The organism is Streptomyces sp. NPDC047981, assembly GCF_040653315.1.
Taxonomy (GTDB): domain Bacteria; phylum Actinomycetota; class Actinomycetes; order Streptomycetales; family Streptomycetaceae; genus Streptomyces.
On record NZ_JBEZNQ010000020.1, the window covers coordinates 39934 to 65831 of the forward strand.

The 25898-nt window shown below is 71.2% G+C and carries 29 protein-coding genes; 13 read left to right on the forward strand and 16 right to left on the reverse strand.

Translation table 11 applies throughout. The annotated features are described in order from the left end of the window. Nucleotides 1–11: 11 nt before the first annotated feature. The 3 genes from AB0E14_RS14645 to AB0E14_RS14655 all read left to right on the forward strand — a co-directional run bounded on the left by AB0E14_RS14645 (nucleotide 12) and on the right by AB0E14_RS14655 (nucleotide 2317). A complete protein-coding gene (locus AB0E14_RS14645) occupies nucleotides 12–1274 on the forward strand; it encodes an FAD-dependent monooxygenase (protein WP_362416384.1) in 1263 nt (420 codons plus the stop codon). A gap of 81 nt (nucleotides 1275–1355) precedes the next feature. Continuing rightward, on the forward strand, nucleotides 1356–2027 hold the full coding sequence (locus AB0E14_RS14650) for a pyridoxal 5'-phosphate synthase (RefSeq protein WP_362416387.1): 672 nt from the start codon (nucleotides 1356–1358) through the stop codon (nucleotides 2025–2027). Between the two features lie 41 nt (nucleotides 2028–2068). After that, complete coding sequence (locus AB0E14_RS14655) at nucleotides 2069–2317, forward strand: SCO4226 family nickel-binding protein (protein ID WP_362416390.1); 249 nt, start codon at nucleotides 2069–2071, stop codon at nucleotides 2315–2317. Here AB0E14_RS14655 and AB0E14_RS14660 read toward each other — a convergent pair. The 7 genes from AB0E14_RS14660 to AB0E14_RS14690 all read right to left on the reverse strand — a co-directional run bounded on the left by AB0E14_RS14660 (nucleotide 2307) and on the right by AB0E14_RS14690 (nucleotide 9339). After that, on the reverse strand, nucleotides 2307–4178 hold the full coding sequence (locus AB0E14_RS14660; protein ID WP_362416393.1) for an AMP-dependent synthetase/ligase: 1872 nt from the start codon (nucleotides 4176–4178) through the stop codon (nucleotides 2307–2309). The two genes, AB0E14_RS14655 and AB0E14_RS14660, sit on opposite strands and share 11 nt — an antisense overlap. Nucleotides 4179–4223: 45 nt before the next feature. Continuing rightward, nucleotides 4224–4877: a TetR/AcrR family transcriptional regulator gene (locus AB0E14_RS14665; RefSeq protein WP_362416396.1), complete on the reverse strand. Its 654-nt coding sequence runs from the start codon at nucleotides 4875–4877 to the stop codon at nucleotides 4224–4226. A gap of 170 nt (nucleotides 4878–5047) precedes the next feature. Next, the gene (locus AB0E14_RS14670) at nucleotides 5048–6391 is read right to left on the reverse strand and encodes a dicarboxylate/amino acid:cation symporter (protein WP_362416399.1); all 1344 of its coding nucleotides are present in this window, start codon (nucleotides 6389–6391) and stop codon (nucleotides 5048–5050) included. Nucleotides 6392–6787: 396 nt separating this feature from the next. Beyond that, nucleotides 6788–7078, reverse strand: a complete 291-nt coding sequence (locus tag AB0E14_RS14675) for a DUF4229 domain-containing protein (protein WP_362416402.1) — start codon at nucleotides 7076–7078, stop codon at nucleotides 6788–6790. A 61-nt stretch (nucleotides 7079–7139) separates the two neighbouring features. Beyond that, on the reverse strand, nucleotides 7140–7664 hold the full coding sequence (locus AB0E14_RS14680; protein WP_362416405.1) for a GNAT family N-acetyltransferase: 525 nt from the start codon (nucleotides 7662–7664) through the stop codon (nucleotides 7140–7142). Nucleotides 7665–7669: 5 nt separating this feature from the next. Further along, nucleotides 7670–8833, reverse strand: coding sequence for an aminofutalosine synthase MqnE (gene mqnE, locus AB0E14_RS14685; RefSeq protein WP_362416408.1), 1164 nt, complete (start codon nucleotides 8831–8833; stop codon nucleotides 7670–7672). A 50-nt stretch (nucleotides 8834–8883) separates the two neighbouring features. Then, on the reverse strand, nucleotides 8884–9339 hold the full coding sequence (locus tag AB0E14_RS14690) for an Lrp/AsnC family transcriptional regulator (protein ID WP_318104107.1): 456 nt from the start codon (nucleotides 9337–9339) through the stop codon (nucleotides 8884–8886). Nucleotides 9340–9465: 126 nt separating this feature from the next. On the opposite strand from AB0E14_RS14690, the gene AB0E14_RS14695 reads away from it, so the two are divergent. Further along, a complete protein-coding gene (locus AB0E14_RS14695; protein WP_362416606.1) occupies nucleotides 9466–9594 on the forward strand; it encodes a hypothetical protein in 129 nt (42 codons plus the stop codon). On the opposite strand, the gene AB0E14_RS14700 is transcribed toward AB0E14_RS14695, so the two are convergent. Together AB0E14_RS14700 and AB0E14_RS14705 are read right to left on the reverse strand one after the other, a co-directional pair. Further along, a complete protein-coding gene (locus AB0E14_RS14700) occupies nucleotides 9591–10274 on the reverse strand; it encodes a UbiX family flavin prenyltransferase (protein WP_362416411.1) in 684 nt (227 codons plus the stop codon). The two genes, AB0E14_RS14695 and AB0E14_RS14700, sit on opposite strands and share 4 nt — an antisense overlap. A gap of 150 nt (nucleotides 10275–10424) precedes the next feature. Then, nucleotides 10425–10697 carry a type II toxin-antitoxin system Phd/YefM family antitoxin gene (locus tag AB0E14_RS14705; RefSeq protein WP_362416414.1) on the reverse strand — a complete coding sequence of 91 codons (273 nt, stop codon included), beginning with the start codon at nucleotides 10695–10697 and terminating at the stop codon, nucleotides 10425–10427. Nucleotides 10698–10899: 202 nt separating this feature from the next. On the opposite strand from AB0E14_RS14705, the gene AB0E14_RS14710 reads away from it, so the two are divergent. After that, complete coding sequence (locus AB0E14_RS14710) at nucleotides 10900–11784, forward strand: hypothetical protein (RefSeq protein WP_362416417.1); 885 nt, start codon at nucleotides 10900–10902, stop codon at nucleotides 11782–11784. 52 nt (nucleotides 11785–11836) lie between these two features. Here AB0E14_RS14710 and mqnP read toward each other — a convergent pair whose 3' ends face one another. Continuing rightward, nucleotides 11837–12739 (reverse strand): menaquinone biosynthesis prenyltransferase MqnP, encoded by a 903-nt coding sequence (gene mqnP / locus AB0E14_RS14715; protein WP_362416420.1) that lies wholly within the window; start codon nucleotides 12737–12739, stop codon nucleotides 11837–11839. Further along, nucleotides 12736–14193 (reverse strand): menaquinone biosynthesis decarboxylase, encoded by a 1458-nt coding sequence (locus AB0E14_RS14720; RefSeq protein WP_362416423.1) that lies wholly within the window; start codon nucleotides 14191–14193, stop codon nucleotides 12736–12738. The genes mqnP and AB0E14_RS14720 overlap by 4 nt, the downstream gene beginning before the upstream one ends. An 89-nt stretch (nucleotides 14194–14282) precedes the next feature. Here AB0E14_RS14720 and AB0E14_RS14725 point away from each other — a divergent pair, with 89 nt between their 5' ends. Further along, complete coding sequence (locus AB0E14_RS14725) at nucleotides 14283–14678, forward strand: PLD nuclease N-terminal domain-containing protein (RefSeq protein ID WP_362416426.1); 396 nt, start codon at nucleotides 14283–14285, stop codon at nucleotides 14676–14678. Next, the gene (locus AB0E14_RS14730; RefSeq protein WP_362416429.1) at nucleotides 14678–15568 is read left to right on the forward strand and encodes a LysR family transcriptional regulator; all 891 of its coding nucleotides are present in this window, start codon (nucleotides 14678–14680) and stop codon (nucleotides 15566–15568) included. Before AB0E14_RS14725 ends, AB0E14_RS14730 begins: the two co-directional genes overlap by 1 nt. Here AB0E14_RS14730 and AB0E14_RS14735 read toward each other — a convergent pair. Further along, nucleotides 15465–16412, reverse strand: coding sequence for a DMT family transporter (locus AB0E14_RS14735; RefSeq protein WP_362416432.1), 948 nt, complete (start codon nucleotides 16410–16412; stop codon nucleotides 15465–15467). The genes AB0E14_RS14730 and AB0E14_RS14735 overlap by 104 nt on opposite strands. Nucleotides 16413–16607: 195 nt before the next feature. Here AB0E14_RS14735 and AB0E14_RS14740 point away from each other — a divergent pair, with 195 nt between their 5' ends. Next, the gene (locus AB0E14_RS14740; RefSeq protein ID WP_362416435.1) at nucleotides 16608–17042 is read left to right on the forward strand and encodes a hypothetical protein; all 435 of its coding nucleotides are present in this window, start codon (nucleotides 16608–16610) and stop codon (nucleotides 17040–17042) included. Here the strand turns inward: AB0E14_RS14740 and AB0E14_RS14745 are convergent, their stop codons facing one another. Further along, nucleotides 17043–17357 carry a hypothetical protein gene (locus tag AB0E14_RS14745; protein ID WP_362416438.1) on the reverse strand — a complete coding sequence of 105 codons (315 nt, stop codon included), beginning with the start codon at nucleotides 17355–17357 and terminating at the stop codon, nucleotides 17043–17045. Between the two features lie 23 nt (nucleotides 17358–17380). Beyond that, nucleotides 17381–17692, reverse strand: a complete 312-nt coding sequence (locus tag AB0E14_RS14750; protein WP_362416441.1) for a hypothetical protein — start codon at nucleotides 17690–17692, stop codon at nucleotides 17381–17383. Between the two features lie 150 nt (nucleotides 17693–17842). On the opposite strand from AB0E14_RS14750, the gene AB0E14_RS14755 reads away from it, so the two are divergent. Then, nucleotides 17843–18127: a winged helix-turn-helix domain-containing protein gene (locus AB0E14_RS14755; RefSeq protein ID WP_362416444.1), complete on the forward strand. Its 285-nt coding sequence runs from the start codon at nucleotides 17843–17845 to the stop codon at nucleotides 18125–18127. Nucleotides 18128–18739: 612 nt separating this feature from the next. On the opposite strand, the gene AB0E14_RS14760 is transcribed toward AB0E14_RS14755, so the two are convergent. Then, nucleotides 18740–19378 (reverse strand): SMI1/KNR4 family protein, encoded by a 639-nt coding sequence (locus AB0E14_RS14760; RefSeq protein WP_362416447.1) that lies wholly within the window; start codon nucleotides 19376–19378, stop codon nucleotides 18740–18742. A 694-nt stretch (nucleotides 19379–20072) separates the two neighbouring features. Between AB0E14_RS14760 and AB0E14_RS14765 the strand changes: the two genes are divergently transcribed. The 4 genes from AB0E14_RS14765 to AB0E14_RS14780 all read left to right on the forward strand — a co-directional run bounded on the left by AB0E14_RS14765 (nucleotide 20073) and on the right by AB0E14_RS14780 (nucleotide 25228). Then, on the forward strand, nucleotides 20073–20525 hold the full coding sequence (locus AB0E14_RS14765; RefSeq protein ID WP_362416450.1) for a nucleoside deaminase: 453 nt from the start codon (nucleotides 20073–20075) through the stop codon (nucleotides 20523–20525). Beyond that, nucleotides 20518–21465, forward strand: a complete 948-nt coding sequence (locus tag AB0E14_RS14770; protein ID WP_362416453.1) for a 2-oxoglutarate and iron-dependent oxygenase domain-containing protein — start codon at nucleotides 20518–20520, stop codon at nucleotides 21463–21465. The genes AB0E14_RS14765 and AB0E14_RS14770 overlap by 8 nt, the downstream gene beginning before the upstream one ends. Before the next feature lie 123 nt (nucleotides 21466–21588). Next, nucleotides 21589–23685 carry a hypothetical protein gene (locus tag AB0E14_RS14775; RefSeq protein ID WP_362416456.1) on the forward strand — a complete coding sequence of 699 codons (2097 nt, stop codon included), beginning with the start codon at nucleotides 21589–21591 and terminating at the stop codon, nucleotides 23683–23685. 4 nt (nucleotides 23686–23689) lie between these two features. Further along, nucleotides 23690–25228 (forward strand): hypothetical protein, encoded by a 1539-nt coding sequence (locus AB0E14_RS14780; protein ID WP_362416459.1) that lies wholly within the window; start codon nucleotides 23690–23692, stop codon nucleotides 25226–25228. A gap of 106 nt (nucleotides 25229–25334) precedes the next feature. Here AB0E14_RS14780 and AB0E14_RS14785 read toward each other — a convergent pair whose 3' ends face one another. After that, a complete protein-coding gene (locus AB0E14_RS14785) occupies nucleotides 25335–25865 on the reverse strand; it encodes an SRPBCC domain-containing protein (RefSeq protein ID WP_362416462.1) in 531 nt (176 codons plus the stop codon). Nucleotides 25866–25898 lie beyond the last annotated feature (33 nt).

A 25898-nucleotide genomic window follows, 5' to 3' on the forward strand; every position in this document is an offset into this window, starting at 1 on the left:
GGAGTCCCGCCATGCCGACGACGCCCGCACCGCTCAGCAACCGCACGGTCCTCATCTCCGGTGCCTCCATCGCCGGCCCCGCCCTCGCCCTCCTGCTCCGCCGCCACGGCTTCACCCCCACCGTCGTCGAGCGCGCCCCCGAACTCCGCACCGGCGGCTACAAGGTCGACATCCGGGGCACCGCCATCGAGGTCTGCCGCCGCCTCGGGATCCTCGACGAGGTCCGGGCCGGATCCACGGACATGGACGGCGGCTCCTACGTCGACGCGAAGGGCCGCACGATCGGCGAGCTGCCCGCGGAGATCTTCGGCGGCCGGGTCGAGGAGGACGACGAGATCATGCGCGGCGACCTCGCGCGCATCCTGTACGAGCGGACCCGCGACGACGTCGAGTACGTCTTCGGCGACTCGATCGCGGCCCTGCACGACGACGGCGACGGCGTGGACGTCACCTTCGAGAGCGGCACCCACCGCCGCTTCGACCTCGTGGTCGGCGCCGACGGCATGCACTCGAACACCCGGCGCCTCGCCTTCGGCGACGAGCGGCGCTTCACCCGCCACCTGGGCGCGTACATCTCGATCTTCTCCGCCCCGAACCACCTCGGCCTCACCCGCTGGGAGACGTACCACGCCCGCCCGGGGAAGCTGATCTCCGTCTACAGCACCGCCGGCGAGCAGGCGCACACCGCGAAGAACCTCTTCGTCTTCTCCTCGGCCGAGGAACTCTCCTACGACCGCCGGGACACGGCCGCCCAGAAGCGGCTGCTCGCCGAGGCGTTCGCGGGCGACGACTGGGAGATCCCGCGGCTGATCGCCGACGCGGCCGACGCCGAGGACTTCTACTTCGACTCCATCGCGCTCGTCGAGATGGACCGCTGGTCGAGCGGCCGGGTCGTCCTCATCGGCGACGCCGCCCACTGCGTCTCCCCCGCCGCGGGCCAGGGCACCGGCCTCGCCCTCATCGGCGCGTACGTCCTCGCCGGCGAACTCGCGGCGGCGAACGGCGACCACCGCACGGCCTTCGCCGCCTACGAGCGCGTGATGCGCCCGGGCGTGGAGCTGAACCAGCGGTTCGCGGCGCGGTTCGCGAAGGAGATGACGGTCTCCTCCCGCTGGAAGATCGCCCTCCGCATGGCCATGGTCCGCACGCTCCCCCGCACCCCGTGGAAGAACCTGATCGCGAAGAAGATCCGCGACGACATCCAGCGCGCGGCGAACGCGGTCCCGCTGAAGGAGTACGACCAGGAGCGCGCGGTGCGACACGCCTCCCTCTGACCAGGGGCATGGGGGACCGGCGCGCGCCGTCGGGCCCGGGACCGGAGCGGCCCCGCATCCGCTCAGGCCTACGCTTCCGGCATGACCGACTTCGACCGCACCCTCCACTCCCTGCGCGTCTGGGACACCACCCTGCCGTCCTTCGCGCCGGAGACCGCGCCCGCCGAGCCGCTGCCGCTGTTCCACGACTGGTTCGTGGCGGCGGCCGGGGCGGGGCAGGTGGAGCCGCACACCATGTCCCTCGCGACCGTGGACGAGGACGGGCGGCCCGACGTGCGGATCGTGATGCTGCACGGGGCCGACGTCCGCGGGTGGCACTTCGCGTCGCACGCCACCAGTGCCAAGGGCCGCCAGCTCGCCGCCCGCCCCGAGGCCGCGCTCGCCTTCTACTGGCCCGCCCAGGGCCGCCAGGTCCGGGTCAGGGGCCGGGTCTCCACCTCGCCGCGCGACGAGGCGTACGCCGATCTGCACGCCCGCACCACCGGCGCCCTGGCCTCCGCCCTCGTGGGCCGGCAGAGCGAGGTCCTCGCCTCCCTCGACGAGCTGCGCCGGGTGAGCGAGGCGGCCTGGGAGCGGGCCGAGGCGGAGCCGGGGGCGCACGCCGAGAGCTGGACGCTGTACGTCCTGGAGCCGACCGAGGTCGAGTTCTTCCAGGGCGACGAGCGCCGCCGGCACGTCCGGCTCCGCTACCGCAAGGAGACGGCGGACCGCCGCGACGCCGCCGGCTGGGCGCGGGAGCTGCTCTGGCCGTGACCCCGCACCGGGGTCACCATGGAGGGAGGAGGTGCGAAACCATGGGTACGTACATGGATGTCCACCGCAACATGGTGGGGATAACCGCCGATCAGCTGAGGGAAGCGCACGCGGCCGACCTCGCGATCGAGAAGGACGAGGGCGTCCACTTCGAGAAGGCGTGGGCGGACCCGGAGTCCGGCACCGTCTACTGCCTGTCGCACGGGCCCTCGGCCGACGCCGTGCAGCGCATTCACTCCCGTACGGGCCACGCGGCCGACGAGATACACGAAGTGAGCCTCATGGTCTGACGACCGCGTCCTCACCCCCGTACATCTCCTCGACCTCGTCCGCGAAATCGCGCAGCACCGCCGCGCGCCGCAGCTTCAGCGAGGGCGTCAGGTGGCCGCTCCGCTCCGACCACTCGCCGGCCAGGACGCGGAAGGCGCGGATGGACTCGGCCCGGGACACCAGCCGGTTGGCGTCGTCCACGGCGCGCTGGAGCACGCCGAGGAGTTCCTCGTCGTCGGCGAGCCGCCGCAGCGGGAGATGGTCCTTCTTCCGCATCCGCCGCCAGTGGACGAGCCCCTCCTGGTCCAGGGTGAGCAGCGCGGTGATGTACGGGCGGTTGTCGCCGAGGACCATGCACTGGCCGATCAGCGGGTGGGCGCGGAGCCAGTCCTCCAGCGGGGCGGGGGTGACGTTCTTGCCCGCCGAGGTGATCAGGATGTCCTTCTTCCGGCCGGTGATCCGCAGATAGCCGTCCTCGTCCAGGGTGCCGAGGTCGCCGGTCGGGAACCAGCCCTCGTCGGTGCAGGGCACGGCGGCTTCGCGCTGGGCGTCCCAGTAGCCGGCGAAGACGTGCCCGCCTTTCAGCCAGACCTCGCCGTCGTCGGCGATCCGCACCGCCGTTCCTGGCAGTGGCCGGCCGACCGTACCGGTGCGGGGGCGCCGGGGCGGGGTGACCGTGGAGGCCGCGCAGGTCTCGGTGAGGCCGTACCCCTCGTAGACGTCGATCCCGGCGCCGGAGTAGAACTCCGAGAGCCGGGTGCCCAGCGGGGAGCCGCCGCAGATGACGTGCCGCACGCGCCCGCCGAGGGCGTCCCTGATCCGCCGGTAGACCAGCGGGTCGTAGAGCGCGCGGGCGGCGCGCAGCCCGAGCGAGGGCTCGTCCTCGTGGCCGTACCGCCGGGCGACGCGCGCCGCGCGGTCGAAGGAGGAGGCCCGGCCGCTCCGCTCCGCGGTCGCCCGGGCGGAGTTGTACACCTTCTCCAGGACGTACGGGATGGCCAGCAGGAACGTGGGCCGGAAGCCGGCCAGGTCGGCGAGCAGGTCGCTGTTCTCGATGGACGGCGCGTGGCCCAGCCTGACCCGGGCCCGTACGCAGCCGATGGCGACCATCCGGCCGAAGACGTGCGCGAGGGGCAGGAAGAGCAGGGTCGCGGGCGCCTCCTTGCTGAGTTCGCGGAAGACGGGGTGCAGGAAGGCGACGGCGTTGTCGACCTCGGCGAAGAAGTTGCCGTGGGTCAGGGCGCAGCCCTTGGGGCGGCCCGTGGTGCCCGAGGTGTAGACGAGGGTGGCGAGGGTCTCGGGGCCGAGCAGGGCGCGCCGCGCGGTCACGGCCTCGTCGGGGACCTGCGCCCCGGCGCGGCGCAACTGGTCGACGGCTCCCGCGTCGAGGACCCAGAGGTGGGCGAGCCCGGGCAGTCCGCGGCGCTCGGTGGAGACGAGCCGGCCCTGCGCGGGGTCCTCGACGACACAGGCGACGGCGCCGGAGTCCTGGAGGATCCAGCGGGTCTGGAAGGCGGAGGAGGTGGGGTAGACGGGGACGGTGACCAGGCCGGCGGCCCAGGCCGCGAAGTCGATCAGGGTCCATTCGTAGGTGGTGCGCGCCATCAGCGCGAGCCGGTCGCCGGGCCGCAGCCCCGCGGCGATCAACCCCTTGGCGACGGCGTGGACTTCGGCGGCGAAGGCGGCGGCGGTGACGTCGGCCCAGCCGCCGTCGGGGTGCTTGCGGCCGAAGACGACGGCGTCCGGCTCCGCGGCCGCGTTGTCGTAGGGGACATCGGCGAGCGAGCCGTCGCGGGCCGGCGGGACGAGCGGCGGTACGGAGGCCTCCCGTACCGCTCCAGCGACGAGGGTGATCCGAGGCTGGGGCTCGGTGACGGACACGTGAGGCTCCTGGGCGCGGGTAACTCCGAGTAACTCCGCGTCAATCTAGGAGAGATCGGGGAGCGAGGACAATCCCCGGGGGGACCACCGCTCACTGCGCATCAGATTGCCGAGCCCGGCCCAGGAGAAGTTCATCAGCGTCGCCGCCGCCTCCCAGGCCGTCATCCCCGGGGTCTCGTTGGCCCAGCAGGCCAGCGACTCCGCCGCCCCGACGAGCGCCTGGGCGAGCCCGGCGACGTCCCGCTCGGCCAGCTCCGGATCGCGGTTCGTCGCCCGGTGGGTCTCCTGGGCCGCGGCCCCGATCAACGTCCCCACGTACGCGACGATCTCGTCCCGCATCCGCCCCGCCTCACCGGCGAACGGCTCCCCGTGCGTCCGCGCCTGCCGGCTCAGCACCGCCCACCCGTCGGGGTGCTCGGCGGTGTGTGTGAAGAAGGCCAGCAGCCCCGCCCACAGCTGCTCCTCCGCGGGCTCCGCCGGGTCGACGCCGCCCACGACGGCGGCGAGCAGCGCCTGCGCCTCGCGCCGGATGCAGGCGGTGAAGAGCTCTTCCTTGGAGTTCAGGTACAGATAGACCAACGGCTTGGAGACACCGGCGAGTTCGGCGATCTCGTCCATCGAGGCGGCCTGGTACCCCCGCCGCCCGAAGGTCCGCACGGCGGCGTCCATCATCTGCCGCTCCCGCACCTCCCGAGGCATCCGCTTGACCTTGGCCCCAGCCAACTCGCCCCGCCCTTCCCCACCCCGCACGCCGCCCCGTAGGCCGCTCCAGGGGAGAGCCTACGTCCCTCACCGCGCCCCCCGGGAACGCGTGATGCCCACGCCCCCGGAGGGACGTGGGCATCAGGACGGATCCGGTGCGGGTCAGGTCAGGCGGTGGCCGGGACCGCGACCTTCTGCTCGGCCTCGCGGACCTCGCCGCCGTCGACCGGCGAGGCCGAGGCGGAGTTGTACGCGTCGAGGTCGAGGATCTTCTCGCGGGCGGCGACGACGACCGGGACAAGCGCCTGGCCGGCGACGTTCGTGGCCGTGCGCATCATGTCCAGGATCGGGTCGATCGCCATGAGCAGGCCGACGCCCTCCAGGGGGAGGCCCAGGGTGGAGAGGGTCAGGGTCAGCATGACCGTGGCACCCGTGAGGCCGGCCGTGGCGGCGGAGCCGACGACCGAGACGAAGGCGATCAGGAGGTAGTCCTGGATGCCCAGCTGGACGTCGAAGATCTGCGCGATGAAGATCGCGGCGAGCGCCGGGTAGATCGCGGCGCAGCCGTCCATCTTGGTCGTCGCGCCGAACGGGACGGCGAAGGAGGCGTACTCCTTCGGGACGCCGAGGCGCTCGGTGACCTTCTGGGTGACCGGCATGGTGCCGACCGAGGAGCGGGAGACGAAGGCCAGCTGGATGGCGGGCCAGGCGCCCTTGAAGAACTGGATCGGGTTGACCTTGGCGACCGTGGCGAGCAGCAGCGGGTAGACGCCGAAGAGGACCAGGGCGCAGCCGATGTAGACGTCGGCGGTGAAGGTCGCGTACTTGCCGATCAGCTCCCAGCCGTAGTCGGCGATGGCGAAGCCGATGAGGCCGACGGTGCCGATGGGGGCGAGCCGGATGACCCACCACAGGGCCTTCTGGAGGAGTTCGAGGACCGACTCGGAGAGCGACAGGATCGGCTTGGCGCGGTCACCGAGCTTGAGCGCGGCGACACCGGCGACGGCGGCCATGAAGACGATCTGCAGGACGTTCAGCTCGGTGAACGGGGTGATGACGTCCGTCGGGATGATCCCGGTCAGGAAGTCGATCCAGGTGCCCTCGCGCTTGGGCAGCTTGCCGTCCTGCGGGGTGAGGCCGGTGCCGGCGCCCGGGTTGGTGAGCAGGCCGATCGCGAGGCCGATGGCGACCGCGATCAGCGAGGTGATCATGAACCAGACGAGGGTCTGGGCGGCCAGTCGGGCCGCGTTGTTCACCTTGCGGAGGTTGGTGATCGACACCAGGATCGCGAAGAAGACGAGCGGGGCGACGGCCAGCTTCAGGAGCTGGACGAAGATGTCGCCGACCTGGCCGAGGGTGTCCTTCAGCCAGCTGATGTCCTGGCTGCGGGCGAGCCAGCCGAGCAGGACGCCGAGCACGAGACCGGCGACGATCTGGGCCCAGAAGGGGATCTTGGGTATTCGGGACGAAGCCGGGGACTTCGTCTCGGGCGTGGACGCGGACGCGGACACGGGCACACTCCAGCGGTGCGTATCGGGGAAATACGGGGACGGGGGTGCGGTACACACGCGTTCAAGCGGTACCGCTGCATGATGCCGGGGTCAGAGCTCGCGGCAACAGACCGCGGACATACAGCGGCACAGATCGACATGCAGGCGCGCCACGAGCGGGGTGCTCGCGGCATCGAGAAGGCGCACTGGTGTCGTCATGGCAGGTACGTTAACACTTGAACTTTGAGAACCTCAAAGCCCTTCTTTGAGGTAGCCGGAGCCCGCCCGGACCTCCGAAACGCAGAACACCCCGGCCAGGAGCCTTCGAAGCTCCGGTTCGGGGTGTTCTGCTGGCGTTTGTGCTGTGACGAAACTTACCCAGGCCTTACGCGCCCGGGCTTCGCATGCCCGGCCTGACTACACGTCCTCGCGCGACCTGTTCTCCGCGAGGCGGTCCTTCGCCCGGTCGACCTTGGCCACGATCTGCTCGCTCATCGCGTCGCGCTGGCCGCGCAGCAGGACGAAGCTGAGCGGCGCGGAGATCACGATGGCGAGCAGCAGCACCCAGAGCAGGTTGGAGTCGCCGAGACCGCGCGGCAGCACGCCCACGTAGACGAGGCCCCAGAGGGCGAAGAAGCACCCGGCGAAGACGCCGAGGCGCATGAGGGTGTAGCGGAGGGTCGCAGCGCCCGTCCCGTTCGCGGCCACGACGGCCCCTTTCTCTCTGTGTGTCAGTTCGCCCCACCAGTGAAGCACGGGACAAAGGTGATCAATTCAGCGGGAGCAGCATGATGATGTCGTCCCGGTCGTCGCCCTCGGCCACCCGGATCGCGCCGGGCACCCGCCCGACCTCCTTGTAGCCGCAGGAGCCGTAGAAGCGGTCGACGCCCGTGCCGCCCCGGCAGGTGAGCCGGATCGCGTCGATCCCGTCGAAGCCGCGCACCGCGTCCTCGACCGCGGCCATCAGGTCGCGGCCGTACCCCTTGCCCTGGTGGGAGGGGTGGACCATGACCGTGTAGAGCCAGACCCAGTGCTTCATCAGCCGGTGCGTGTTGTACGCGACGAAGGTCGTGGCGGCGACGGTGCCGTCCTGCTCGTAGCCGACGACCAGTCGCATCCGGCCCTCGGTCATGGCGACGAGGTGCTTGACCAGTTCGGGCCGGACCAGCTCGGAGGTCACCGGCGGGACGAAGCCGACGGCCCCGCCCGCGTTGGAGACGTCGGCCCAGAGCCGCAGGACGCCGTCCCGCAGCTCGGGGGTGACCGGCGGGTCGAGTTCGAAGCGCAGGCTCATCGGCGTCAGACCCGCATGGGCTGGGGCGACTCGCGGCGGCCCTCGTCCGGACCCGGGTACTCGCGGATGATCTCGTAGCGGGTGTTGCGCTCCACCGGGCGGAAGCCGGCGTCGCGGATCAGCTCCAGCAGGTCCTCGCGGCCCAGCTTGTTCGGGGTGCCGTAGTTGTCGGCGTCGTGCGTGATCTTGTACTCGACGACCGAGCCGTCCATGTCGTCGGCGCCGTGCTGGAGCGCGAGCTGGGCGGTCTGGACGCCGTGCATGACCCAGAAGACCTTGACGTGCGGCACGTTGTCGAAGAGGAGGCGGGAGACGGCGAAGGTCTTGAGGGCCTCCGCGCCGGTCGCCATCGTCGTGCGCGCCTGGAGCTTGTTGCGGACCTTGCCGTCCTGCATGTCGACGAAGTCGTGCTGGTAGCGCAGCGGGATGAAGACCTGGAAGCCGCCGGTCTCGTCCTGCAGCTCACGCAGCCGCAGCACGTGGTCGACGCGGTGCCGGGGCTCCTCGATGTGCCCGTACAGCATCGTCGACGGGGTCTTGAGCCCCTTCTCGTGCGCGAGGCGGTGGATCCGGGACCAGTCCTCCCAGTGGGTGCGGTGGTCCACGATGTGCTGGCGGACCTCCCAGTCGAAGATCTCCGCGCCGCCGCCGGTGAGGGACTCCAGGCCGGCCTCGATCAGCTCGTCGAGGATGTCGGAGGCCGACATGCCGGAGATGGTCTCGAAGTGGTGGATCTCGGTGGCGGTGAAGGCCTTGAGGGAGACGTTCGGGAGCGCCTTCTTCAGCTCGGAGAGCGAGCGGGGGTAGTAGCGCCAGGGCAGGTTGGGGTGGAGCCCGTTGACGATGTGCAGCTCGGTGAGGTTCTCGTTCTCCATCGCCTTGGCGAGGCGGACGGCCTCCTCGATGCGCATCGTGTACGCGTCCTTCTCGCCAGGCTTGCGCTGGAACGAGCAGTACGCGCAGGACGCGGTGCACACGTTCGTCATGTTGAGGTGGCGGTTGACGTTGAAGTGGACGACGTCACCGTTCTTACGGGTCCTGACCTCGTGGGCCAGGCCGCCGAGCCAGGCCAGGTCGTCGGACGCGTACAGAGCGATGCCGTCCTCGCGGCTCAGCCGCTCTCCGGAACGGACCTTCTGCTCCAGCTCGCGCTTGAGTCCCGCGTCCATCTAGGGCCGCCTCCCATGTCTGACGATTTCAGGCTCCACCCACCGTACTCTCAGCCCTCCTCGGGCAGATCTCCGACCCGGTTCTCCCACTTCGTGGAGAGCACGATCGTCGTACGGGTGCGGGAGACACCCTTGGTGCCGGAGAGCCGGCGGATCGTCTTCTCCAGGCCGTCGACGTCGTCCACCCGCACCTTGAGCATGTACGAGTCGTCGCCGGCGATGAACCAGCAGTCCTCGATCTCGGCGAGGTCCTTCAGACGGCGGGCCACGTCCTCGTGGTCGGCGGCGTCGGAGAGGGAGATGCCGATGAGGGCGGTGACGCCGAGGCCGAGCGAGGCGGCGTCGACGGTGGCGCGGTAGCCGGTGATGACCCCGGCCGCCTCCAGACGGTTGATGCGGTCGGTGACGGAGGGGCCGGAGAGCCCGACGAGTCGGCCGAGTTCGGCGTACGAAGCACGGCCGTTCTCACGCAGAGCCTGGATGAGCTGCCTGTCCACGGCGTCCATAGGTATGAAGCCTTCCATTGTCCAGCGATACCGCGAGTTTAGGTATAGAATCTAAGGTACACAGGGGTCGACACCCTGTGAATCTTTCAGTTGATCAAAGACGATCTTTCAGGAGTGGTGTTCACCGTGTACACGATCGAGATGGCCTACGCCCGTATGCGCGAGCTGCAGGACCTGGCCAACCGCTCGCGTGCCCACCAGCCGTCCGCGCTCGCCCGCCGCGCCGAGAAGAAGCGCGCCGCGAAGAAGCGCTAAGCCCCCCGGGGAGCAGCTCCACCGAGCTCCCCCTCCCAACGGCGGTACAGCCGGTGCGGCACCCCTGCCGCGTCGAGCACGCGCCCCGCGACGAAGTCCACCAGATCCTGGATGTGCGTCGCTCCCGCGTAGAACGCCGGCGAGGCGGGCAGCACCACCGCGCCCGCCTCGTCCAGCGCGACCAGGTGCTTCAGCGTCTGCCCGTTCAGCGGGGTCTCCCGCACCGCGACCACCAGCGGCCGCCGCTCCTTGAGCGTCACGCTCGCCGCCCGCTGCAGCAGGTCCTTCGAAAGTCCCAGCGCCACGCCCGCCACCGAGGCGGTGGACGCGGGCACGATCAGCATCCCCTTCACCGGGTACGAGCCGCTGCTCGGCCCGGCGGCCAGGTCCCCGGCCGCCCAGTACCGCACGTCGTCCACCCGGACGTCGAAGGTGTCGGGCTTCCCGTCCGCGCCCCGCGCCAGCCAGGTCGCCAGGTCCTCGCGCCAGTGCGCGTCCCGGAAGGCGATCCCGGTCTCGTCGAGCAGCGTCAGCCGCGACGCCCGCGACACGACCAGGTCGACGCTCTCGCCCGCCGCGAGCAGCCCCCTCAGCACGGCGGCGGCGTACGGCGTCCCCGACGCCCCGGACACCCCGACCACCCAGGGACGACGCTGCTGTTCCTCTACTACCGGCTCCACGCCGACGAGCCTATCCGGCGGCGTGGGCACCCCGCCCTCTCAGGCCGCCCTTCCGACCTTCACGACGTACACGGTGATCGTCAGGTCGTCCGGCCTCCCGAAGGCGGCGGAACTCCTGCATCGCGATGTGCTCCCACACCACAGCATGGGTCACCGCTCACCCTCGCGGTCCTCGGCCTCCAACTGGGCCATGAACTCCTCGTGGCTGAGCGGCGTCCCGCCGGGATCCGCCTCGCGACGCCTGGCCTCGGCGATGTCCGCCTCGTCGCGCAGGCGCTGGAGTTCGGCGAGGTCCTCTATCGGAACGAGAGCGGCCGCGGGCTTGCCGTACTCGCTGATCAGAATGTGCTCACGGCCGTGCCGGACCCGGCCGACCAACTGGCCCAACTGGTTGCGGGCTTCCACGAGCGGAAAGGTGTCCATGCAAGAACTGTACACACCTGCGGGTCTGTACGGGATTTCGTGACGTGACCGAGGTCCGGCGCGGCGGACGGAGACGCAGAGGGTGACCCCGCGGGGGACCCGCGGTTCCCCCGGGTCTGCCCTCCCGGGCCTGGACCGCCTGTTCCCGCCCCGCGGAGACTGAGCGGGCGCAGGTCATGACGTCACGCCTTCCGGAGCGGCCATGTTCACCCACCGACATCGCGGAGCGACCGAGGCCGCACCGGGCCACGGTCGCGAGCAGCGGCCCCCGGCCCCGGAGCACCTCCCTCACCCCGGGCACCCGCACCACCTCACGCCCGCCGGGCTCCAGGCCATCCAGCGCACCGCGGGGAACGCGGCGGCCGTCCGCGCGATCCAGCGGACCGGGTCCGGCGGCGACACCCCGGGCGAGCAGGGCGCGCAGCCCGCACAGGCACCCCGGTACCGCATCCAGATCCAGACGGCGAAGAACAGCCGCACCCACCACCTCGACTACTGGGGGAACCTCGCGCTCGGCCACGCCTGGGTCGCCCTCTACAAGGAGGAGGGCGGGCAGGAGACCTGGAAGTCCTACGGCTTCTTCCCCGCCGAGGAGGTCGCCCACGACAAGCCCTTCAGGTCGGTGAAGGGCCAGGTCAAGAGGAACCACGACAACCCCGGCAACGCGACCTCGAAGCTCACCGCGGACCTCACGCAGGAGCAGTACGACAAGGCGCGCGAGTTCATCCGGGCCAACGAGAGCCGCTCCTACAACCTGGCCACCTTCAACTGCACCACCTTCGCCCGCTCGGTCTTCCAGGCCGCGACCGGCGAGGCCGCCCCCGGGCTCGGCCTCCCGCTCCTGGAGAACCCGAACACCCTGCAGGACTCCATCAAGCGGCGCAACGACAAGAAGGGCGCCCCGCGCAAGGGCGAGAACATCAACGCCGACGTGGGCTCCAACTCGGACTACGACTCCGACAGCTCGGACGGCAGCTGGTCCAACCCGCTGGGCGGCTTCCGGCAGATGAACGAGCCCGAGACCCCGCCCCCGCCGCCGGCGCAGCGCCCCGCCGCACCGGCCCGCCCGCGCTTCGAGATCGACTGAGGGCGGGCGGGGGCGGCGGCCAGAGGGTCAGGCCGGCATCAGCAGCCCCTCGTCAGAGGGTCAGCCCCCGCATCACCAGGTCGATCAGGGCGCACAGGAAGAGCGAGATGCCGATGAAGCCGTTCGTCGTGAAGAACGCGCGGTTGAGGCGGGACAGGTCGTGCGGCTTGACGATCGTGTGCTCGTAGCAGAACGCCGCGACCACGATCACCAGGCCGATCCAGAAGAACGTTCCGGCGTCGGTGGCCAGCGCGTACCAGACCAGCAGGCCCGTCGTGACGACCGCGGAGCCGCGCGCGCCCCAGAGCGCCGCGGGGACGCCGAAGCGGGCCGGGACCGACATGACGCCGTGGGCACGGTCGGCCTGGACGTCCTGGCAGGCGAAGATCAGGTCGAAGCCGCCGATCCAGACGCCGACCGCGAGGCCGAGGATCACCGCGTCCCAGGACCAGGACCCCGTCACCGCGAGCCAGGCCCCGATCGGCCCTATGGCCTGGGCGAGGCCGAGGATCGCGTGCGGGAAGTTCGTGAACCTCTTGCCGTACGGATAGACCACCATCGGCACCACGGCGAGCGGCGCGAGCGCCAGGCAGAGCGGGTTGAGCAGCGCGGCCGCGCCGAGGAAGACGACGACGGCGATCCCGGCCCCGGTCCAGGCCGATCGCACCGACACCGCGCCGGTGACCAGCTCGCGGCCGGCCGTGCGCGGGTTACGGGCGTCGATCTCCCGGTCGATGATCCGGTTGCAGGCCATCGCGAAGGTCCGCAGGCCCACCATGCAGACGGTGACCAGGAGCAACTTGCCCCAGTGGACGTTCTTGTCCAGCTGGAACATCGCGGTCAGCGAGGCGATGTACGCGAACGGCAGCGCGAACACCGAGTGCTCGATCATCACCAGCCGCAGGAACGCCTTCGTACGCCCCGGCTGGGCGCCGGGCACGGCCGCGGTGGTCACAGGCCGTACTCCTTCCAGCGGCGGTCCACGAGGGCCGCCGTCGCCGGGTCGGACTCCACCATGTCCGGCCAGCCGCCGTCCCGGGTGTAGCCCTCCTCGGGCAGCTTCTTCGTCGCGTCGATGCCGGCCTTGCCGCCCCAGAACTGCTGGTAGGAGGAGTGGTCCAGGTGGTCCACCGGACCCTCGACGACCGTCAGGTCACGGGAGTAGTCGGTGTTCCCCAGCGCCCGCCAGGACACCTCGTGCAGGTCGTGGACGTCGCAGTCCTTGTCCACCACGATGATCAGCTTCGTCAGCGACATCATGTGCGCGCCCCAGATGGCGTGCATGACCTTCTGCGCGTGCTTCGGGTACTTCTTGTCGATCGAGACGATCGCGCAGTTGTGGAAGCCGCCCGACTCGGGCAGGTGGTAGTCCACGATGTCCGGCACGATGATCTTGAGCAGGGGCAGGAAGAACCGCTCCGTGGCCCGGCCCAGCGGCCCGTCCTCGGTCGGCGGACGCCCCACCACGATCGACTGCAGCAGCGGCCGCTTCCGCATCGTGACGCAGTCGATCTTCAGCGCCGGGAACGGCTCCTGCGGCGTGTAGAACCCGGTGTGGTCGCCGAACGGCCCCTCCGGGAGCATCTCGCCCGGCTCCAGCCAGCCCTCGATGACGACCTCGGCCTGCGCCGGCACCTGCAGCGGCACCGTCTTGCAGTCGACCATCTCGATCCGCTTGCCCTGCACGAACCCCGCGAACAGGTACTCGTCGATGTCACCCGGCAGCGGAGCCGTCGACGCGTACGTCACGGCGGGCGGACAGCCGAAGGCGATGGCGACCGGCAGCCGCTCGCCCTTCGCGGCCGCCACCGCGTAGTGGTTGCGGCTGTCCTTGTGGATCTGCCAGTGCATGCCGATGGTGCGCTTGTCGTGCCGCTGGAGGCGGTAGAGCCCGAGGTTCCGCACCCCGGTCTCCGGGTGCTTCGTGTGCGTCAGCCCCAGGTTGAAGAACGAACCGCCGTCCTTGGGCCAGGTGAAGAGCGCGGGCAGCCGGTCCAGGTCGACGTCGTCGCCCATGAGGACGACCTCCTGCACGGGCGCGTTCTCCGCCTTCACCTTCTTCGGCGGCACGTGGACCATCGAGCCCAGCTTGCCGAAGGCCTCCCGTACGCCGACGAAGCCCTGCGGCAGCTCGGGCTTGAGCAGCCCGCCGATCTTGTCGGAGATGTCCTCGTACGACTTCAGGCCCAGCGCCTTGAGCAGCCGCCGGTCGGTGCCGAAGACGTTCATCGCGAGCGGCATGGCGGAGCCCTTGACGTTCTCGAAGAGAAGCGCCGGACCTCCCGCCTTGTTCACCCGGTCGACGATCTCCCCGACCTCCAGGTACGGATCGACTTCGGCCTTGATGCGCTTGAGGTCGCCTTCGCGCTCCAGCGCCCTGAGCAGCGAGCGGAGATCGTCGTAAGCCATAGGGGCAAGTATCGGTCACCGGCTAGGCTGGACCTGTCACCGGGGCCGTCGAATCGTTCCCCGCCACTGTTTCCAGGGGGCTGTCCCACATGCTCAGGGCGTTGATGTACATCCTGCCGCTGGCGCTGACGATCTACGCGTTCATCGACTGCCTCAACACCCCCGAGGACGAGGCCAAGCACCTGCCGAAGGTCGTCTGGGTCATCATCATCCTGCTGTTCTGGATCGTCGGCCCGATCGTGTGGTTCGCCGCGGGCAAGATGCGCAAGCCCCCGACCGGCGGCCGTACGCCCTCGGAGTGGCACCGCAACCACCGCAGCGACTGGGTCGCGCCCGACGACAACCCCGACTTCCTCAAGTCCATCCGCGACGAGAACAAGAAGGACGAGTCCCTCCTCAAGGACTGGGAGGCGGACCTGCGCCGCCGCGAGGAGGAGCTGAAGAATCGCGAGCAGGACGAGGACAAGGGCAAGGACAACGGCTGATGGAGCTGCGGCTCCTCGTCACCTTCGAGAAGGTGGCCACCGTCCTCTCCTTCACCCGGGCAGCGGCGGAACTCCGCTACGCGCAGTCCTCCGTCACCAGCCAGATCCGCGCCCTGGAGTCCTCGCTCGGCGTGGAACTCTTCGAGCGGCTCGGCAGCCGCATCCGGCTCACCGAGGCGGGTGAGCGCCTCGTCCCGTACGCCCGCCGGATCATCGAACTGACGGAGGAGGCGCGGACGGCGGTCGTGGAGACGGACGTACCGTCGGGAACGATCGCGGTAGGCACGATGGAGTCCCTCACCTCCTATCGCCTGCCACCGCTCCTGGAGCTCTTCCACCACCGCTACCCCAAGGTCCAGCTCTCCCTGCGCACGACACTCGGCGACGAGACGAGGCAGGCGCTGCGCCAGGGGACGTACGACATCGGCTTCCTGATGGAACCGGACACCGAGCACGAGGGCCTGGAGAGCGAGGTCCTCGCGCCGGAACCGCTGGCCCTGGTCGCCTCGCCCCGTCACCCGCTCGCCGGCCGTACGGCCCTGACTCCGGCGGACCTGGCGGCGGCGCAGCTGGTGGGCACCGAGCCGGGCTGCCCGTACCGCGACCTGTTCGAGGCGGCGCTCAGCGAGTGGGCGCCGCCCTTCATGGAGTTCGGCACGATCGAGGCGACGAAGCGGGGCGTGGCGGGCGGCCTGGGCATCGCCCTGGTGCCCCGGATCACGGTGGCCGAGGAACTGTCGTCCGGAGTCCTCGTCGAACTGGACTGGAAGGCACCGTTCACCCTCTTCACGCAGATCGCGTGGCGGCGGGGGAAGCGGCTTCCGGCGCATGTGCGGCTGTTCGTGGAGCAGGCGCGGAAGCTCGTGTCGGAGCAGAGCCCGCGAGCGTGACCCGCAGACTGGCGAGCACGATCAGCGGAACCCCGAGGGCCTGGACGAGCCCGATGTGGTGCCCGTACACGGCCCAGTCGGCGACCATCGCGACGGCGGGGTAGGTGAAGGCGAGCACGGCGATCTTCGCGGTGGGCAGCTTCTGGTAGGCGGCGTACATCAGCACGTACATGAGCCCGGTGTGGATGAACCCGAGCCCGACGAGCCACCCCCACCCACTCCCGATCCGACCGCTCTCCTCGAACTCGACGAAGGGCAGCAGCAGCGGCAGCCCGACAAGCACCTGCACGAGCGCGATCAGATGCGGCCGTACGCCGCTGATGCGCTTGGTGACGATGGTGGAGAGCCCGTACAGCACGGCCGCGGCCAGGGCGAACCCGAGCCCCTTGAGGGAGGCGGTGTCCCCGGGTCGTATGCCGGACACGAGCACGAGCCCGACGAACGCGACCGCGAGCCAGCCGAACTTCGCCGCGGTGATCCGCTCCCGGAAGAGCACGGCGCCGAGGACGACGAGGAAGAACGGCTGGGTGTGGTAGACGACGGTGGCGAAGGAGATCGAGGTCGCCTCGTACGCCTCGAAGAGGAACACCCAGTTGAAGACGATGAACACCCCGCCGAGCGCGGCGAGCCCCAGCTTCTTCGCCGTGAACCCATGCCCGCCGAAGTACCCCCGCACGAGGCTGTACACCCCCAGCGCCAGGGCGCCGAAGAGGCACCGGTAGAACACCACGCTGAAGGGCGAGGCCCCGGACTCGACGACGAAGATGCCGAGGGTGCCGGAGAGCACCATGGCAAGGGTCAACTCGACGGTCCCCCGGGCCTGCGTCCCACTCTCGTTTCTCATGCCAGTGACGCTACGAAGGGTGCCCCCGACGGGTCCACGAGCCAGTGAGGCGTCCTGCCGATGAGCCCATCGGCCGAACCGATGGGCTCTGTCGCACGCGGCGGGCGAGGAGGTTGTTCACGACAACAGGCCCTCCCTGTTCACCCACGAGCCCCATGATGCGTCCCTGCCACCGCAACGCCCTGGGGGGACACCTTGCGCATCCGCACCGTCGCAGCAGGAGCCGGCCTCGGCGCCACCGCACTGCTCACCGTCACCGCCTGCGTCGGCGGGCCGGAGAGGCGCGTCGGAATCGAAGAGATCAAGGCCTCCGCCTCCGCGGCCGAAGCCGCCCGACAGGACGTACTCCAGGACACCGCCCGGCGCCCGGAAGCACCCACGGGGACAGCACGCACCGAACTCCTCGCCGCACTGCGCAAGGCCGCCCCCGACACCGTCCGCTACGAGGACGAGGCCATCGAAGCCGCACGTGACCAGTGCCAATCCCTCAACCACGGGGCCTACAAGCCCGACTGGTTCGCGGCGCAGCACTTCACGTACCAGGACGTGAAGACCACCGAAGCCCAGGGCAAGACCATCAACGAGGCGCTGAAGGCTTCCGGCTTCTGCGTCATCGAACAGCCGAGCTGATCAATCGTCATTCCGATCCGGATGACAGAAACACCCGCAGACGAGATGGCGAACCCCATGCGCGCCGCTGTCACGGAGCACCCCGTCCCGGCAGCGGTCGTGGCGGCCGACGATGCAGCGCGGTGACCGGAACTCCGGCTCGGGCTCGACCGCGAGGGCGCGGGTCAGCAGGGACACGCTCACCGCGTCGGCGATCTCCGGGGTCACCCACCAGGCATCCCCGGCGCGGTCGCGGTGCGGACCGTCGTGCCCCACGCCGAGCACGCAGACCGATCCCGCGCACACCGCGCGCATGACCTCCACGACGGCGACCACGGGCCGCCGCGCCCCGCAGCGGCTCACCGGATGCCCCCGGCGTGGATGTTCCGCCGGTCGACGTCCACCCCGACCGTGGCCGGCCACAACACCTGGCGGCGCCTGCGCTGTACGTAGGGCCGCTCCAGGGGCGAGCAGGCGCCGTCGAGGACCAGGACCTGCTCCTGGGCGTAGGGAGAGCGGCGGGCGGGGGCGCGGTGACGCGGCGCGGTGACGGGCGGCGCCGGGCGGGGTCGGGGGCGGGGGCGAGGGACCGGGCGCGGGCGGTGCCTGCCGGTGGGCGGCAGGGTCAGGATCAGCAGCCAGATCAGTAGGCGCGCGATAGGGTTCCGCACGTCATCAACTCCTGTTGCAGTTGGTGGCCATGCCCCGGGAGGTCTAGCCACCTCGCCGGGGTCTTCGTGTCACACGAGCCTACGAGGCATGTATAGCTCTGTATAGCTCACCAGTGGTTCGCACAGGTCTTCGATGCTTACGTTGGTCGGGTGACCGACCGCAACGAGATCCCCGAGTTCGACCCGCAGGGCCCCCAGCTGGTGTACGTCGCGGTGGCCGACCACATCGCCGCCCGTATGGCGGCCGGTGAGTTGAGTCCAGGCGCCCGGCTGCCGGCCGAGCGAGCCCTCGCGGAGGAGTACGGCGTCGCCTACCTCACGATCCGTCGCGCAGCCCGGGTCCTGCGCGAGCGGGGCCTGATCCTGACCGTCCACGGCAAGGGCACTTTCGTCGCCGAGCCTCTCCCGACGGACGAGGGTCAGGAACAGGCGTAAGCGCAGGCCCTGGGACGGAGGTCTGAGAGGCTCTCGGGCCGAACGCCGCCGCGAGCTTCTGGCTCGGCCGCCCTCTCTCCGAGAGTCGCACCTTCCACCGCCGCATCAAGGGCGCTCCCTACGGTCGCGTCGCTCCGCGATGGCCTACGGCCACCCTTGACCCGGCGCCTCCAGGCGCGAGAACACTCTCGGAGGGCGGCCCGGGGGCGTGGCCACGGGGGCAGGCCGGGCATCGCTGCCGTGGCGCGACCGGCCTGCGGCCCGGCGGGTGGGGGGCCGGGCATCGCTCCGGTGAGACGGCCCCCTCGCCCCGGTGGGTGGGGGCTCGGTTCGCGGCCGGGGTGGGGGAGTCGGTGCGGCTTGGGTGTGGTGCGCGGCAGTGGCGTGGGGCGGTGGCGGCACCGGCTCAGCGTCCGACGCCAAGTGGGCAGTTGGGCTTCATGCCCCGCCGGTCGCTCTGGTGGGGCAGGAGGGGAGTGTGCGAGAGGTCGCCGTGCCCTAAGTGCAGCGAACTCCGCGCAGGCCCATGCGAGTAGTGGCTACTACCGGGCCAGCCGGGCACCCGATGCCGACTTCGGGGGCCAACGTGCAGACAGACAGCGATCCGGAAGCTCAGGCCGCTGCCCACGGCTCGGCACGCCAGCCCGGCAATTCCTTGCCCAGCCACTCCTCGACGGTCCGCCGCCATGGGTCGGTGGGGTCGCTGTCGACGGCATCTGCCCAGGTGTCCTCCGCGAGGTCCGGCTCGACCACCAGGCTGTCGAGGTACGCGTCGAAGTCGTCTGCGACGCTCGTGAAGACCCCCTCCGAGAGGTACCCGGGGTGAGGGATGCCGTGGACGGAGGCATGAAGCCGACCGTGGGTGAGCGGGTTCAGGTCCAGGAACAGCGTGTCGTTGCCGCCGTTGCGGGCGATCGGGAGAAGGCCGGTCGTCGAGACCCCACGAGCAAGCCACCCCTCGCGGCTTCGGCGGTACTCGCCCAGCAGGGTGCCCCAGCCGTATTCACCCTCGGCGTCACGGCCAAGCCGGTAGAGATCGTCGAAGCTCTGGAACGGCTCCGGTTCACAGGCCGACAACCGCACCGAGTACGGGAGAATCTCCCCACCCGCCGCTTCCAGGAAGGAGCGGTACGAAGACGGCAGCGGCAGGCCGATCTCCCGTTCGAGGGCTTCAACCTCGCCGGCTTCGTACGGCCTGAACGGCCCCACGACCAACCGGCCTCGATACCAGCGCGACAGTTCCTCGGACACGGCCGGAGTTTCGCACCCGGCCGCACGGCCACAGGAGGCCGGGCCCACCTCCCGAATCGCCGTCTGTCTGCACGTTTGCCCCCGAACTCGCCTCCGAGTGCCCGGTTTACCCGGTACCAGCCATTACTCGCATGGGTCTACGCGGAGTTCGCTGCACTTAGGGCACGGCGACCGCCCGCACGCTCCCCTCCTGCCCCACCAGAGCGACCGGCGGGGCATGAAGCCCGGCGGCCCACTCGGCGTCGGACGCTGAACCGGTGTCGTCACCGCCCCATCCCACTGCCGCGCACCCCACCCAACCCGCAGGGACTCCCCCACCTCGGCCACGAACCGAGCCCCCACCCACCGGCCGCAATCCGCACCTCCGACCGGAGCGATACCCGGCCCCCCACCCACCGGCCCGCAGCCCGGCCCCGCCACCCCAGGCGCTCCCCGCCCTCCCCGGTGGCCACGCCCCCCGGCCGCCCCCCGAGTAGAAACCGGCGACCGGAGGTGGTGGGTCAAGGGTGGCCGTAGGCCATCGCGAAGCGACGCGACCGCAGGGAGCGCCCTTGACGCACCGCCGGAGGTCGCCACACTCAGAACGAGGGCGGCCGGCGCCAGAGGCTCGCGAAGGACCCGGGCCACGGCAGGCAAGGAAGCCCTCACCCGATCCGCGCGTGAGGCGAGAGGCCGCCCGGGGAAGGGTTCCCCCGTGGACCAGGAACAGGCATACCAGTGGCTCGGGACCGCCCTCGCCGAAGCCCGGGCCGGACGGGCCGAAGGGGGGATCCCCATCGGCGCCGCCCTCTACGGTGCCGACGGGACGCTGCTCGGGCGGGGGCGGAACCGGCGGGTGCAGGACGGGGACCCGTCGCTGCACGCGGAGACCGCCGCCTTCCGGGCCGCCGGGCGGCAGCGGTCGTACCGGGGGACCACGATGGTGACGACCCTCTCGCCCTGCTGGTACTGCTCCGGGCTCGTCCGGCAGTTCGGGATCTCGCGGGTCGTGGTCGGGGAGGCGGAGACCTTCCACGGCGGCCACGACTGGCTCGCCGAGCACGGGGTGGAGATCATCCACCTCCACGACCCCGAATGCATCGCGCTCATGCGGGAGTTCATCGCCCACCACCCCGCTCTCTGGAACGAGGACATCGGTCATGAGTGAACGGCCCCCCGAGCGACCCACCACCGACCAACCCCCCACCGCCGCCCTCCCCACCATCGACCTCTCCCGCGACCCCGCCCCCCAGCTCCCCGCCGTCGACCGTGCCCTGCGCGAGGCCGGGTTCCTGCTCGTCGGCGGGCATGGGGTCGACCCGGGACTGCGGGCCGAGATCCGCGACGTCGCCCGGCGGTTCTTCCACCTCCCGGCCGCCGTCAAGGAGCCGTACGCCGTGCGCGTCGGCGGGCGCGGGTGGCTCGGGCCCGGCGCCGAGGCGAACGGGTACGCGGAGGGGACCGCGACCCCGCCCGACCTCAAGGAGTCGCTCTCCTTCGCGGCCGACGAGCCGACCGGCGACCCCGCCGTGGACGCCGAGTGGTTCCTGCCGAACACCTGGCCCGCCGAGGTGCCCGAGCTGAAGCCGCTCGTCCAGTCCTACCTCACCCAGATGCAGGCTCTCTCCGACCACGTCCTCGACCTCCTCGGCGAGGCCCTCGGCGAGGAGCGGGACTTCTTCACCCGGCACACCGGGCACCCGACCTTCGGCTTCAACATCGACTGGTACCCGGGGCGCGAGCGGACCGGGGAGCCCGAGCCGGGGCAGTTCCGGATCGGTCCGCACACCGACTTCGGCACGGTCACGATCCTGGACCGGCAGGCCGGAAAGGGCGGGCTCCAGGTGCACACCGACAAGGGCGGCTGGCAGGACGCGCCGTACGACCCCGACGCCTTCACCATCAACATCGGTGACCTGATGGCGGGTTGGACCGGGACCCGCTGGCGCTCCGGCCGCCACCGGGTGCTGCCGCCGCCCGCCGACGCGCCCGCCGAGGAGCTGATCTCGCTCGTCTACTTCTACGAGTGCGATCCCGGCACCACCATCCACGGCATCGAGTCCCACGCCTACCTCAGGGGCCAACTCGACGCGATCGCCACGGAGTGACCCCTTCCACGCAACAGGCGCACAACAGACCCACAACAGAGTCGAACGGACAGCCGTCATTCCAACACCTCCTACATATCCTTGAGTTGAGGGTGACTGGTGGCGTGACGGGGGTGGCGGCACGTGGACAGGGAGCTGTACGGGCGGGAGGCGGTCTTCCAGGAGGCCGGGCTCGCCTCACGACTGATCGGCATGACGCCGTACCGCTACGCCCGCACCCCGTACGAGCACGACGACGACCCGCCCGTCACCGTCTTCACCGGCGGCCGCGGCATGGGCAAGACCGCCCTCCTGAAGCAGCTCCGCAACGCCTACAAGGCCGCCACTCCGCTCGCCCTGCTGGACTGCGCGCACATCGAAGCTCCGGCCGACCACGGACCCGGCTGGAACCCGCTCACCGGCGCTCTCGCCGAGCTCGCCGTGCAATTGTCGCCGCGCGTGCTCGCCGCCAAGCCGGTGCAGTTCCCCCGGCTCTCGCTCGGGCTCGTCGCCGTCGCCTCCATCGGCTGGTCCCAGGAGGACGACGACCGGGCCCGGCGCGACCTGCAGCGGCTCGGACCGGTCCTGTCGACCGTCGACGCGACCAAGGGCGCCGCCGCGAACTGGGTCACCAAGGTCCTCACCAAGTTCGCCGCCAAGTTCGCCGAGGCCACCGCCCCCATGGCCGGCCTGCTCGCCGAGGCCACCGTCGAGACGGTCCTGGAGGAGGTGTTCGGGCGCTTCCAGCAGAAGGCCGAGGGGTGGTACGGGAGTTACCGCAACGCCGGTGGCCGGGGGAAGGCCGGGCTCCAGCAGCTCGCCATGGACTTCGCGCAGGGCGGCGGCCGCCGCCGCGAGGCCGAGGACTTCCTCGTCGGCGCCCTCGTCGAGGACCTGACCCGCGCGTTCACCGGCCTCGCCAACCGGGGCGCCCGCCGGGGAAGACCCGTCGTCCTCCTCGACAACGCCCACGAGCCGCTCGGCCGGCGCCTGGTCGAACCGATCCTGCGGGCCCGCGCCGACGGCCGCCGCGACCGGGTCGTCGTCATCGCCACCTCCCGCGTCCGCGACCACGACTCCCTCCGGCACGCGACCCGGCTGCGGCTGCCGGAGACCGCGCACCGCGCGCCCTGCCCACGCGGCCCGGACGTCACCTCCAGCATCCTCGCCGTCGAACTGTCCCCGCTGTCGCCCGCCCAGACCCGCAGCGCCTTCGACCGCTTCGACCCGGCCGGCCGCACCCCCGCCGAACTGGCCCGCGCCGTCCACCGGCTGACCGGCGGCCGGCCGCTCGGCGTGGTCCTCCTCGGCCGCGCGGCCGGCGAGGCACCGGCCGACCGGAAACCCACGCTCACCCCCGGCGCGCTCCTCGACCTCACGGTCGAACTGCGCGAGGACAGCGCCCCCGTACCCGTCGCGCCCACCCTCCTCGCACAACTCCTGCCGGGTCTGCGCCTCGGCCCCCACTCCGTTCTCGCCGCCGCCCACGACGAGGACTCGGCCCGGCTGCTCGCCAGGACCCGGCTGCGCGGCGAGTCCCTCGACGGCGACATGGCCCTGCGCGTACGGGACCAGTTGCGCGCCGAGGACTGGCCCGAGGGCCGCGAGCGCTTCGTCGCCGACCCGCTGCTGCGCGCCCTGCTCCTGCACCGGCTGCGGTTCGAGGACGGCGAGGAGTACGCGACCTGGCGGGCCGTCCACGAGACCCTGCACCGGCACTACGCCCCCGGGCCCGTCCCGTACCGGCTGCACCAGGAGCTGGCGCTCGGCCGCACCGACGACGCGGTGACCCACCTGCGCCTCACGTTCCCCGAGCCGGACGTCCTCGGCTGGCTCGACCGGCTCCGCTTCATCGCCTCGGCGCCGTACCCGCGCGAGAGACACCACCCCGGGCGGCACGATCCACGCCACGACCCGCGGCACGATCCACACCACGACCCGCGCCGCGCCATCGCGCTCGGCCAGACCCCCGGGGATCCGCTGCCCGCCACCCTCGACGACGACACCGTCGAACTCCACCTCTCTCTGCGGCGGTTGCTGCACGCCGTCTGGCTGCTCACCGATCCGCTCGCGCTGCCCGACGAGGCGGTGACCGACAAGCTGGCGCACGAGCTGCGCCAGCTCTCCGGCCGCCACCGGACGGGGAACAGTCCGCTCTGGGACGCGGCCACCCACTGGCCGAGGGACATCCGCGCCTGGCGGGCGCTCTCGCTCCCGCCCGGGGCGGAGAACGGAGTCTGAGGCCATGGTCAGCCCCCTGCGCGCCCGCTTCTGGTACACCGCCCGGCAGAAGATCCTCACCAGCGCCGTCGCCGTGGCCGTCCTCGCCGCCGTGACCTGGTTCGCCGTGGACCGCGCGACGACCCCGGAGGACCGTTCCTGCGCCGCGGGCGTGGCACGGCCGGCGGGCAGCGCCGAGTGCGTCGGCGTCAACGGCGACGGCTACGACTTCGGGGTCCCGGCGCTGACCGAGGTCACCGGGCTGATCCGGGCCGAGAACGGCTCCCTGAAGCCGGGCGAGTACGCGACGGTCGCCCTGCTGCTGCCGCTGACCTCCACCGACAGCGGCATGCGGGAGAAGATGCTGTACGAGGTCGTGGGCGCGTACGCCCGCCAGTACCGGGCCAATCACGAGTCGAACAGCGAGACCCCGAAGATCCGCCTGGTCCTCGCCAACACCGGCAAGGGCAACGCCCATTGGCGGACGACGGTCGAGCAGCTGAAGGGGATGACGGGCGGCGAGGACCGGCTGCGCGCGGTCTCCGGCGTCGCCACCTCCTCCACCGAGATACGGCAAGCGGTGGCGGCCCTGACCGGCGCGGGCATCGCCGTCGTCGGCACCACCATCACCGCCGACGACATCGCCAACGGCCCCGGCGCCGGGAAGAACCGCTACCCCGGCCTCGCCAGGGTCTCCCCCACCAACGGCGACGAGGCGAAGGCGCTCGCCCACTTCGGGAAGGTCGAGGGGGCCAAGGCGCTGCTCGTCCAGGACACCCGGACCGGCGACCACTACACGGACACCCTCAAGGCGGCGTTCTCCGCCTCCCTCAAGGGCGCGCCGTACGAGCCGCAGCTCTTCACCTCCCCGCCGGACCCCACCGAGGAGGGCACGACCGCGAACACCTTCCGCCAGATCACGCACCTCATCTGCGACACGCAGGCGGAGACGGTGTTCTTCGCGGGCCGCCACACCCAGCTGCGCCAGTTCATCAACGCGCTCGGCGCGCGGGGCTGCGCCGAGCGGCCGTTCACGATCCTGACCGGCGACGAGGGCTCGTACCTGGGCGCGGACACCAGGCTCAACCGGTCCGCGCTGCGGGCGAAGCTGACCGTCCGCTACGCCGCGCTGGCCCACCCCGACGCCTGGAAGCCGACGACGGGCCGCCCGGTCCCGGCGACGGGCGGTTCGACGGCCGCGTACGAGACGTTCCTCGCGGACATCGCCCGCGCGTCGAAGAAGCCGGTGCCGCTCACGGACGGCCAGGCGATCGTGGCGTACGACGCGATGGCGACGGCCGTCCACGCGATCCGCCAGGCGACCCCGCGGGGCGCCCAGTACCCGGAGCTCGCGGACGTGGTCACGCAGTGGCCCCAGGTGAAGGGCTCACTGCGGGTGGACGGCGCGAGCGGCTGGATCTGCCTGGACAACTACGGCAACCCGTTCAACAAGGCGGTCCCGATCGTGGAGCTGGCCGAGGACGGCAGCCAGCGGTTCGTCCAGATCGCGTGGCCGGAGCGCACCGCGCCGAAGCAGGAGTGCCTGCCGCCGGGACGGGGCTAGCGGGGCTCGCGGGGGCAAGCAGGGCCAGAAGCCCAGCAGGGTCAGAAGGGCCACAGAGGCCGGCACGACCGGGCCTGTCCTGTCCTGGCCGCTCCTGCCCGGTCCGTCACGGCTCCCACTTGGGCCAGGGGGCCTCGTCCCGTTCGTACAGGTCACGCAGGTGCTGCCACCGCTCGGCCGTCCAGTCCCGCCAGTCCGTCGGGTGGCCGTCGAGGGCGCGCACGAGCCGCTCGAAGTGGTCGTGCCAGCCGGCCATGACGTCCAGCTTCTCGTCCCGTGCCGCCCGGAACTCGTTGGTGAAACGCAGCACGGTCGAGCCGCCGCCTTCGGAGGGTTCCAGATGGAACCTGATCCGGCCGTGCGTCGGCTCGACCGTGTACTCGGCCACGTACTCCGGGTCCCAGGCCGTCACCGTGCCCGAGACCACCGTGTCTCCGTTCAGCCAGCGCAGCGTGACCGCTCCGCCGAGCCTCGGCTCCAGCGGATCGGCCGCGCAGAGCCACTGCGGCAGCCCTTCCGGGCTGGCGACCGCCGCCCAGACCCGCGCGAGCGGATGGGGCAGATCGATCACGTACCGCAGGTGACGCAGGTCGCCGTCGTGGGTCTCGCACCTGCCCCGGGGAATCTCGTCGCTCATACCTCAAGCGTCGCGCCGGGGCACGGGCCGTGC